8 protein-coding genes are annotated in these 10,221 nt (G+C 72.6%); all 8 read left to right on the plus strand.

The window, feature by feature from the left end:
* Positions 1-3: 3 nt before the first annotated feature.
* Positions 4-1,173: a bifunctional glutamate N-acetyltransferase/amino-acid acetyltransferase ArgJ gene (argJ, locus tag FM110_RS02630; RefSeq protein ID WP_087102394.1), complete on the plus strand. Its 1,170-nt coding sequence runs from the start codon at positions 4-6 to the stop codon at positions 1,171-1,173.
* Between the two features lie 158 nt (positions 1,174-1,331).
* Entirely contained in the window at positions 1,332-2,267 is a 936-nt protein-coding gene (argB, locus tag FM110_RS02635) for an acetylglutamate kinase (protein ID WP_087102414.1), read from the plus strand.
* Positions 2,260-3,594, plus strand: a complete 1,335-nt coding sequence (locus FM110_RS02640; RefSeq protein WP_087102396.1) for an acetylornithine transaminase — start codon at positions 2,260-2,262, stop codon at positions 3,592-3,594. Before argB ends, FM110_RS02640 begins: the two co-directional genes overlap by 8 nt.
* Positions 3,591-4,580, plus strand: a complete 990-nt coding sequence (gene argF / locus FM110_RS02645; RefSeq protein ID WP_087102398.1) for an ornithine carbamoyltransferase — start codon at positions 3,591-3,593, stop codon at positions 4,578-4,580. The genes FM110_RS02640 and argF overlap by 4 nt, the downstream gene beginning before the upstream one ends.
* Positions 4,577-5,149, plus strand: a complete 573-nt coding sequence (locus FM110_RS02650) for an arginine repressor (protein ID WP_087102400.1) — start codon at positions 4,577-4,579, stop codon at positions 5,147-5,149. The genes argF and FM110_RS02650 overlap by 4 nt, the downstream gene beginning before the upstream one ends.
* A 79-nt stretch (positions 5,150-5,228) precedes the next feature.
* On the plus strand, positions 5,229-6,503 hold the full coding sequence (locus FM110_RS02655; RefSeq protein ID WP_087102402.1) for an argininosuccinate synthase: 1,275 nt from the start codon (positions 5,229-5,231) through the stop codon (positions 6,501-6,503).
* Positions 6,500-7,996 (plus strand): argininosuccinate lyase, encoded by a 1,497-nt coding sequence (argH, locus tag FM110_RS02660; RefSeq protein WP_087102404.1) that lies wholly within the window; start codon positions 6,500-6,502, stop codon positions 7,994-7,996. The genes FM110_RS02655 and argH overlap by 4 nt, the downstream gene beginning before the upstream one ends.
* Before the next feature lie 329 nt (positions 7,997-8,325).
* Entirely contained in the window at positions 8,326-9,594 is a 1,269-nt protein-coding gene (gene tyrS, locus FM110_RS02665) for a tyrosine--tRNA ligase (RefSeq protein ID WP_087102406.1), read from the plus strand.
* The last annotated feature ends 627 nt before the right edge of the window (positions 9,595-10,221 follow it).

The following is a 10,221-nucleotide window of genomic DNA, read 5'->3' on the forward strand; positions in this document are numbered from 1 at the left end:
CCCATGTCCGTCACCGCTGCCCGCGGCTTCCGCGCCGCCGGCGTCGCCGCCGGCCTCAAGTCGACCGGCGCCCGCGACGTCGCGCTCGTCGTCAGCGACGGCCCCCTCGACGTCGCCGCCGCCGTGTTCACCTCCAATCGCGTCCAGGCCGCGCCCGTCCAGTGGTCGCGCCAGGCCGTCGCCGACGGCCGGGCCCGTGCGGTGATCCTCAACTCCGGCGGTGCCAACGCCTGCACCGGCCCCGAGGGCTTCGCCGACTCCCACCGCACCGCCGAGCACGTCGCGGACGCCCTCGAGCTGTCCGCCCAGGACGTCCTCGTGTGCTCCACCGGTCTCATCGGCGTGCGCCTGCCGATGGACTCCCTGCTCGCCGGGGCCGATGCGGCTCGCGCGGCGCTCGCGGACACCGAGGCCGCCGGTCTCGAGGCCGCCCAGGCGATCATGACCACCGACACCGTCCACAAGACCGCTGCGACGACCCTGCCCTCGGGCGCCGTCGTCGGCGGCATGGCCAAGGGCGCGGGCATGCTCGCCCCGCAGCTGGCCACGATGCTCGTGGTCATCACCACCGACGCCGTCGTCGACGCCGCCACCGCCGATGCCGCCCTGCGCGGCGCGACCGCCACCACCTTCGACCGCGTCGACTCCGACGCGTGCATGTCCACCAACGACACCGTGATCCTCCTGGCCTCCGGTGCGAGCGGCATCGAGGTCGGGCCGGAGGAGCTCGCCGAGGGCGTGCGCGAGGTCTCCGCGACCCTGGCGCGGGCGCTCGTCGCCGATGCCGAGGGCGCCAGCCACGACGTCCACGTCGTCGTCACCTCCGCCACGAGCGAGGACGCCGCGCTCGCCGTCGCCCGCGAGATCGCCCGCGCGAACCTGGTCAAGGCCGCGATCTTCGGCAACGACCCCAACTGGGGGCGGATCGTCGCGGCCGCCGGCTGCGTGCCCGAGGCCGTCGCCCCCTTCGACCCCGCCCGCCTCGCGGTCCGTGTCAACGGCGTGCAGGTGTGCCGCGACGGCGGTGTGGGGGAGGACCGCTCGCTCGTGGACATGACCCCCCGCGAGACCCTCATCGAAGTCGACCTCGGCGCCGGGGACGCGAGCGGCGACATCTGGACCAACGACCTCACGCATGACTACGTCGAGGAGAACAGCGCGTACTCGTCATGACCTCAGCGACCGATCCCCAGCAGGGCGCCGTCGCGCCCGATGCGACTGCGGCCGGTGCGACTGCGCCCGGTGCCGCCGTGCCCGATGCGACCGTGCCCGAGACCGGCGCGCCCGAGACCGGTGCTCCCGAGACCGGTGCGCCCGAGAGCGAGGCGCCGATGGCCGGCAAGAACCCCCTCGCACAGCTCGACGCCGTCCGCGAGGAGGCCCGCGCCAAGAGCGAGGTCCTCATCGAGGCGCTCCCGTGGATGCAGCGCTTCCGCGGCACCATCGTCGTGATCAAGTACGGCGGCAACGCCATGATCGACGAGGGCCTCAAGCGGGCCTTCGCCGCCGACATGGTGTTCATGCGCCACGCCGGGCTGCACCCGGTCGTGGTCCACGGCGGCGGCCCGCAGATCAGCGCGATGCTCGAGCGCCTGGACATCGACTCGGAGTTCCGCGGCGGCCTGCGCGTGACCGACGAGGAGACCATGGACGTCGTCCGCATGGTCCTCGTGGGGCAGGTGGGGCGCGAGCTCGTCGGCCTCATCAACCAGCACGGCCCCTACGCGATCGGCATGTCCGGCGAGGACGCGCGGCTGTTCACCGCGACCCGCCGCGGCACTGTGGTCGACGGCGAGGACGTGGACCTCGGCCACGTCGGCGAGATCGCCTCGGTCTCGCCCGCCTCCCTGCAGGACCTGCTGGACGCCGGGCGCATCCCCGTCGTCTCCTCGATCGCCCCCGAGGTCGACGCCGAGGGCCGCCCCACGGGCGAGGTCCTCAACGTCAACGCGGACACGGCCGCGGGCGCCCTCGCGGTGGGTCTGGACGCCGAGAAGCTCGTCATGCTCACCGATATCGAGGGCCTCTACCGCTCCTGGCCGGACCGCTCGTCCCTGATCCCCGAGATCAGCGCGAGCGACCTGCGCGCGATGCTGCCCTCGCTCACCGCGGGCATGATCCCCAAGGCGGAGGCGCTGTTGGACGCGGTCGACGCCGGGGTGCGGACCGCGGCGATGATCGACGGGCGCATCGAGCACGCCGCCCTGCTCGAGGTCTTCACCACCAAGGGCGTGGGCACGATGGTCAGGAGGGACGACTATGTCTGAGAGCACCGGCATGTCTGAGGGCACTGCGATCTCCGACGCGAGCGCCTCGCGCGCCGCCTCGAGCTCGGCCCCGCTCGCCGAGCGCTACGCCGAGGCGATGATCCCCGTCTTCGGGACGCCCCAGCGCGTGCTCGTGCGCGGCGAGGGCTGCCGGGTCTGGGACGACGCCGGGCGCGCGTACCTGGACCTGCTGGGCGGCATCGCCGTCAACGCCCTCGGGCACGGTCACCCCGCGCTCGTCGACGCGCTCGCGAAGCAGGCCCCGCAGCTGGCCCACGTCTCGAACTTCTTCGCCACCGAGCCGCAGATCGAGCTCGCCGAGACGCTCCTGTCGCTGGCCGGCGCGCCGCAGGGCTCCGGCGTGTTCTTCGCCAACTCCGGCACCGAGGCCAACGAGGCCGCCTTCAAGCTCGCCCGCCGCCACGGCGGCGCCGAGCGCCCGCGGATCCTCGCGCTCGAGAACTCGTTCCACGGCCGCACGATGGGGGCGCTGGCCCTCACCTCCAAGGCCGCCTACCGCGAGCCCTTCGCGCCGCTGCCCGGCGGCGTCGAGTTCATCCCCTCGGGGGACACGGCTGCGCTCGAGGCGGCCCTGGCCCCGCGCGACGTCGCCGCCGTCGTCGCCGAGCCGATCCAGGGCGAGGCCGGGGTGCGTCCGCTCGATCCCGCCTACCTCCGCGCCCTGCGCGAGGCCACGCGGGACACCGGCACGCTGCTGATCCTCGACGAGGTCCAGACCGGCATCGGGCGCACCGGGTCGTGGTTCGCCCACCAGGGCGTCGAGGGCGTCGTCCCCGACGCGATGACCCTCGCCAAGGGCCTCGGCGGCGGCTTCCCGATCGGCGCGATGATCGCGTTCGGGCCCGAGGTGCGGGGCCTGCTCACCGCCGGCCAGCACGGCACCACCTTCGGCGGCAACCCGCTCGGCGCGGCCGTCGCCCTCGCCGTCCTCGGGACCATCCGCGAGGACGGCCTGCTCGAGCACGTCCGCACCCTCGGCGAGTCCTTCGCCGCGCGGGTCCTCGCCCTGGGCGACCCGCGCATCACCGAGGTCCGCGGTGCGGGCCTCCTGCGCGGCATCGGCCTCGCCGAGCCCATCGCGCCGCAGGTCGCCGCCGCGGCGCTCGAGGCGGGCTTCATCGTCAACGCCCCCGATCCGAGCACGATCCGCATCGCTCCGCCGCTGGTCATCACGGATCAGGAGCTCGGCTCCTTCGCCGACGCCCTGCCCGCTCTGCTCGACGCCGCCGCTCCTGCCGCCGCCGGTGCGGCAGCGCCCGTCGATCCCTCCGCCGCCCCTGCCGCCGACGACAAGGACCCCTCATGACCCGCCACTTCCTGCGCGACGACGACCTCGCCCCCGCCGAGCAGAAGGAGGTGCTGGCCCTCGCCCTCGAGCTCGCCGCCGACCGCTTCGCCCGCGCCCCCTTCGCGGGGCCGCGCACCGTCGCGATCCTCTTCGACAAGTCCTCCACCCGCACCCGCGTCTCCTTCGCCACCGGCGTCGCCGAGCTCGGCGGCAGCCCGCTTGTCATCGAGGCCGGGGCGAGCCAGCTGGGCCGCGGCGAGTCGATCTCGGACACCACGAACGTGCTCACGCGCATGGTCTCGACCATCGTGTGGCGCACCTTCGGCCAGGAGCGGATCGAGGAGATGGCCGCGTGCGCGACCGTCCCGGTCATCAACGCCCTCACCGATGAGTTCCACCCCTGCCAGATCCTCGCGGACCTCATGACCATCGCCCAGCACCGCGGCGGCCTGGCCGACGGCGACGCCGCGCTCGCCGGTCGCTCGCTCGCCTACCTCGGCGACGGCGCCAACAACATGGCCCACTCCTACCTGCTCGGCGGCGCCGTGGCCGGCATGGACGTGCGCATCTCCGCGCCCGCGAGCCACCGGCCCGATGCGGCCGTGCTCGCCCGGGCTGAGGAGATCGCCGCCGCGACGGGCGGGCGGATCACGGTCACCGACGATCCGGTCGCCGCGGTCGCGGGCGTCGACGCCGTCATCACCGATACTTGGGTCTCCATGGGCCAGGAGGGGGAGAAGGACGCGCGCGATGCGGCCCTCTTCGGGAAGCACGCCGTGACCGACGAGCTCATGGCGCACGCCGCCGAGGGCGCCGTGTTCCTCCACTGCCTGCCCGCCTACCGCGGCATGGAGGTCACGGCCTCCGTGATCGACGGCCCCCAATCGGTCGTCTGGGACGAGGCGGAGAACCGCCTGCACGCCCAGAAGGCGCTCATGACCTGGCTGATCGACCACGCCGAGGACGACACCGCGGCCCACGCGCGCGAGCGGAGCAGGGCATGAGCGAGACGGGCATCATGGACGGCAGCGGTCCCCTCCGCCTGCCGCAGACGAAGATCTCGCGCCAGCGCCGCATCGTCGAGCTGCTCGGTCAGCAGGAGGTCTCCTCGCAGGCCCAGCTCGCGGACGTGCTCGCCGCCGACGGCTTCGTCGTCACCCAGGCGACGCTCTCGCGCGACCTCGTCGAGCTGCAGGCGGAGAAGGTCCGCGGCTCCTCGGGAGCGCTCGTCTACCAGGTCCCGCCCGAGGGGCCCGACACCCGGCGCATCACGGCCCCGGCGAGCTGCGAGCAGCTCGCGAGCCAGCTCCAGCGCCTGTGCGAGGAGCTGCTCGTCTCGGCCGAGGCGAGCGGTAACCTCGTCGTGGCGCGCACGCCCCCGGGCGCCGCGCAGTTCCTGGCCTCGGCCGTGGACCGCTCGATCCTCCCGTCCGTGCTCGGCACGATCGCGGGCGACGACACGATCCTGCTGATCACCCGCAGCACCGACAAAGGAGCGGAGCTCGCCGCTCGCCTGCTCGCGCTCGCCGATCCCCGCAGCGACCGGCCCGAGCCGGCCGACGCGACCGCCTGACCCCGGCTCCGCCCGACGGCGCCGCCCGCCCCACCCACGACCTTCCGACCCGCAGTCCCATCCCAAGGAGAGCATCCCCGTGACCGAACGCATCGTCCTCGCCTACTCCGGCGGCCTCGACACCTCCGTCGCCATCGGCTGGATCCACGACGCCACCGGCGCCGACGTCATCGCCTGCGCGGTCGACGTGGGCCAGGGCGGCGAGGACCTCGAGGTCATCCGCCGCCGCGCCCTCGACTGCGGCGCCGTCGAGGCGTACGTCGCCGACGCCCGCGACGAGTTCGCCGACGAGTACTGCATGCCGGCGCTCAAGGCGAACGCCCTGTACATGGACGCCTACCCGGTCGTCTCGGCCATTTCGCGCCCCGTCATCACCAAGCACCTCGTGCGCGCGGCCAAGGAGTTCGGCGCCACGACCGTCGCCCACGGCTGCACCGGCAAGGGCAACGACCAGGTGCGCTTCGAGGTCTCCATCACCTCGCTCGCGCCCGAGCTCAAGTGCATCGCCCCGGTGCGCGACCTCGCGCTGACGCGCGACCGCGCGATCGAGTACGCCGAGCGCAAGAAGCTGCCGATCGCCACGACGAAGAACAACCCGTTCTCGATCGACCAGAACGTGTGGGGCCGCGCCATCGAGACCGGCTTCCTCGAGGACATCTGGAACGAGCCCACCAAGGACGTCTACAACTACACCGACGATCCCTCGTTCCCGCCGGTGGCCGACGAGGTCGTCATCTCCTTCGAGCAGGGCGTGCCGGTGCGGATCGACGGCCGCCCCGTGACGCCGCTGCAGGCCATCCAGGAGATGAACCGCCGCGCCGGCGCCCAGGGCATCGGCCGCATCGACATCGTCGAGGACCGCCTGGTGGGCATCAAGTCCCGCGAGGTCTACGAGGCCCCGGGCGCGATGGCCCTCATCACCGCCCACCAGGAGCTCGAGCGCGTGACCCTCGAGCGCGAGCAGGCCCGCTTCAAGCGTCAGGTCGGCGACCGCTGGACCGAGCTGGTCTACGACGGCCAGTGGTTCTCGCCGCTCAAGCGCTCGCTGGACTCCTTCATCGAGGACACCCAGCGCTACGTCTCCGGCGACATCCGGATGACCCTGCACGGCGGGCGCGCGACCGTCACCGGGCGCCGCTCCGAGACCGGCCTGTACGACTTCAACCTCGCCACCTACGACGAGGGAGACGCCTTCGACCAGTCGCAGGCCCGCGGCTTCATCGAGATCTACGGCCTGGCCGCCAAGCAGGCGGCGGCGCGCGACGTGGCCCTGGGCAACGGCGAGGACCTCAGCATCGGCGGCGCCGATCCGGCGACGGACGAGCAGGCCCCCGAGCCCGAGGGCGAGCAGTGACGGCGCCCGGCCACGACGGGGACCCGTCGGCGCCCGCGAGCGCCGCGCCCTCGGACACCGCTCCGGGCGCCGGCGCCCCCTCGGAGCGCCTGGCCCTGTGGGGCGGACGCTTCGGCTCGGGCCCGGCGGCGGCGCTCGCGGCGCTGTCGAAGTCCACGCACTTCGACTGGCGCCTGGCGTCATACGACATCCGGGGCTCGAAGGCGCATGCGAACGTGCTGCACGCCGCGGGGCTCCTGGACGATGCGGCGCTCGCGACCATGCAGGACGCCCTGGACCGCCTGGCGGAGGACGTCGCCTCGGGCGCGTTCGTCGCCGCCGAGGACGACGAGGACGTGCACACGGCCCTCGAGCGCGGGCTCATCGAGCGCGCCGGGGCCGACGTCGGCGGGCGCCTGCGCGCCGGGCGCTCGCGCAACGACCAGATCGCCACGCTGATCCGCCTGTTCGTCCGCGACCAGGCGCGCGTCATCGGCGCGGCCGTGCTGGATCTCGTCGACGTGCTGCAGGCGCGGGCCGTCGAGGTCCACGGGGCTCCGATGCCGGGGCGCACGCACCTCCAGCACGCGCAGCCGGTGCTGCTCTCCCATCACCTGCTGGCCCATGCGTGGCCGCTGCTGCGGGACGTCGAGCGCCTGCGCGACCTGGACGTGCGCGCCGCCGTCAGCCCCTACGGCTCCGGGGCCCTCGCCGGGTCCTCGCTGGGGCTCGACCCGGAGGCCGTGGCCGCGGAGCTGGGCTTCGCCTCGGCCGTGCACAACTCGATCGACGGGACCGCCGCACGGGACATCGCCGCGGAGTTCTCCTTCGTGCTGGCGATGATCGCGATCGACGTCTCCCGCCTCGCGGAGGAGGTCATCGCCTGGAACACCAAGGAGTTCTCGTTCATCACCCTCGATGACGCGTACTCGACGGGCTCCTCGATCATGCCGCAGAAGAAGAACCCGGACATCGCCGAGCTCGCGCGCGGCAAGGCCGGGCGCGTGATCGGCGACCACACGGGGCTGCTGGCGACGCTCAAGGCCCTTCCGCTCGCGTACAACCGCGACCTGCAGGAGGACAAGGAGCCGGTCTTCGACCAGGTGGACTCGCTGATGCTGGTGCTGCCCGCGTTCACGGGCATGGTCGCGACGATGGTCTTCCACACCGACCGGATGGCCGAGCTCGCTCCCCAGGGGTTCTCTCTGGCCACCGACATCGCCGAGCACCTCGTGCGCCGCGGGGTCCCGTTCCGCGAGGCCCACGAGATCTCGGGGGCGTGCGTGCGCGTGGCCGAGGCCCAGGACAAGGAGCTCGCCGACCTCACGGACGCCGAGTTCGCAGAGATCTCCGAGCACCTGGACCCCACGGTCCGCGAGGTGCTCACGGTGGCCGGCTCGATCGCCTCGCGCGACGCGAAGGGCGGGACGGCCCCGGTGCGCGTGGCCGAGCAGGAGGCCGAGGCGGCCGCGGCGAGCGCCCGGCTGCGGGAGTTCACGGACGCGCGCGTCTGACCTCGCGCTCTCGCACTCCGAGCATCGCGAGCAGTGCGGACGGCCCGTTCCCGGCAGGGGAGCGGGCCGTCGCCGCGTCCGCCGGCGACAGGGATCCCGCCGAGGATCTGCTGCAGGCGCCGATCCCAGCGCCGACCCGACCGCAGCTGCGATCCGGGCGCCGATCCGTCTCCCCGTCTCCGGCGCCCCGTGCCCGTGGCGCCGCCGGAACCGGATCGGCTTCCGCCTGCGATCCTGCGACAATGGGGGAGCCGGCGCCGCCGGCCTCGCCCCAGCGGGGGCGAGAGGAGACGGGCCCGCGGGCCCCGAGGTGGGAAGGACACCGCCTGATGCAGACCATCCTGGACGAGCTCGATTGGCGAGGACTCGTCGTGCAGACCACGGGGCGCGAGGCCCTCGGGACGGCGCTCGCGGATGGACCGGTGTCCCTGTATTGCGGCTTCGACCCGACCGCCTCGTCCCTGCACGTCGGCCACCTCACGCAGGTGCTCACGATGCGTCGCTTCCAGCTCGCCGGCCACAAGCCCTTCGCCGTCGTCGGCGGCGCCACGGGGCTGATCGGCGATCCGCGCATGTCGGGGGAGCGGGTGCTCAACGACGAGAGCGTCGTCGAGGGCTGGGTCGTGAACCTTCGCGACCAGATCGCCAAGCTCGTGGACCTCGAGGGCGAGTTCGGGGTCCGCATGGTCAACAACCTGGACTGGACGCGCGAGATCAGCGCGCTCGAGTTCCTGCGGGACATCGGCAAGCACTACCGGATGGGCACGATGCTCGCCAAGGAGACGGTGGCCCGGCGCCTCGCGAGCGAGGAGGGCATCAGCTACACCGAGTTCAGCTACCAGATCCTGCAGGGCCTGGACTTCCTGGAGCTCTACCGCCGCTACGGCGTGACCCTGCAGTACGGCGGGAACGACCAGTGGGGCAACCTGCTGTCCGGCGTGGATCTGATCCACAAGGTCGAGGGGGCGGACGCTCATGCGCTGACCACGCCTCTGGTCACGAAGGCGGACGGCACGAAGTTCGGCAAGAGCGAGGGCGGGGCCGTGTGGCTCGATCCCGAGCAGACGAGCCCGTACGCCTTCCACCAGTTCTGGCTCAACGCCTCGGACGCCGACGTGGTCAAGTACCTGCGCTTCTTCACCTTCCGCGAGGCGGAGGACGTCGCAGAGCTCGAGCGCCTCACGCTCGAGGACCCGCGCCGCCGCGCCGCCCAGCGCGCACTGGCCGATGACATAACGACGCTCGTGCACGGCGAGACGGCGACGCGTCAGGCCACCGAGGCGGCCGCCGTCCTGTTCGGCAAAGGCGATGTGCGCGCCCTCGACGAGCAGACGGTGCAGGCGATCGCCCGCGAGCTGCCGATGCAGGATCTGCCGTCGACGACGGAGCTCGCCGATGCTTTCGTGGCGACCGGCATCGTCGAGTCCAAGGGCGCGGCACGGCGTGCGGCGGATCAGGGCGGGCTCACGGTGAACGGGGAGGGCGTCGCCGCCGATGCCCTCGCCGGGGACCTCGCGGGGCACTCGCCGCTGCCGGGAGGACACCTCCTGCTGCGCCGAGGACGCAAGTCGGCCGCGATGGTCCGGCTCGCCGGCTGAGCCGCGATCCGACGCCGTCTCCACGGGCAGACGGACTGCCCTCGATGACCGCTGTGCACCCCAGGGGAGCACAGCGGTCGTCTCGCATCGAGCGGTGTGAAGCGGGCCGCAGATCCAGGTCACACGCCTCTGAACACAAGGCGCTGCACGGGTGAACAGAAGGCCGTGACCAGCGGGAATGCCGTGGCATCGGGTGAAGATCGGGCGCTGACGCCGGCTTGACGTCCCTCCGTCGGCCCCCGTAATGTTCTTTCTTGTCAGCCGGACAGGCGGACGAAAAGAAGGGCCGGACGGATCGCTGAGAGGCGGGTCGGACACCCGGAAGTTCGTCTACAGGACGGCGGATCGATCCTCACGGATCGCCGCGGGACAGCGGAGCGAGGCAGGCCTCTGAGGAGATTGCCGAGTGACGCAGACCACGCGGAGCGGAGTTGGCACGGGCCAGCGAGAACTGCTAGAGTAGTGACTCGCGCCGGTACGACGAAGCAAGAAGGTCGGAACGGGAAACCTGACCGGCGCAACCGAGCCTCTGAGCCGGGCCGAGAAATCGGATCGGCAGGATGTGCGCGTGCTGTTTGAGATCTCAATAGCGTGTCTGTTTGTTGATGCCAAATGTTTTGTTTGGCA

Source organism: Brachybacterium nesterenkovii, from assembly GCF_900163655.1.
GTDB lineage: Bacteria > Actinomycetota > Actinomycetes > Actinomycetales > Dermabacteraceae > Brachybacterium > Brachybacterium nesterenkovii.

What these genes read in the sequence shown, in the direction of transcription:
- FM110_RS02640 (WP_087102396.1), top strand. Translation starts at nt 2,260, where the DNA reads ATGTCTGAGAGCACCGGCATGTCTGAGGGCACTGCGATCTCCGACGCG.
- argF (WP_087102398.1), top strand. Translation starts at nt 3,591, where the DNA reads ATGACCCGCCACTTCCTGCGCGACGACGACCTCGCCCCCGCCGAGCAG.
- argJ (WP_087102394.1), top strand. Translation starts at nt 4, where the DNA reads ATGTCCGTCACCGCTGCCCGCGGCTTCCGCGCCGCCGGCGTCGCCGCC.
- tyrS (WP_087102406.1), top strand. Translation starts at nt 8,326, where the DNA reads ATGCAGACCATCCTGGACGAGCTCGATTGGCGAGGACTCGTCGTGCAG.
- argB (WP_087102414.1), top strand. Translation starts at nt 1,332, where the DNA reads ATGGCCGGCAAGAACCCCCTCGCACAGCTCGACGCCGTCCGCGAGGAG.
- FM110_RS02650 (WP_087102400.1), top strand. Translation starts at nt 4,577, where the DNA reads ATGAGCGAGACGGGCATCATGGACGGCAGCGGTCCCCTCCGCCTGCCG.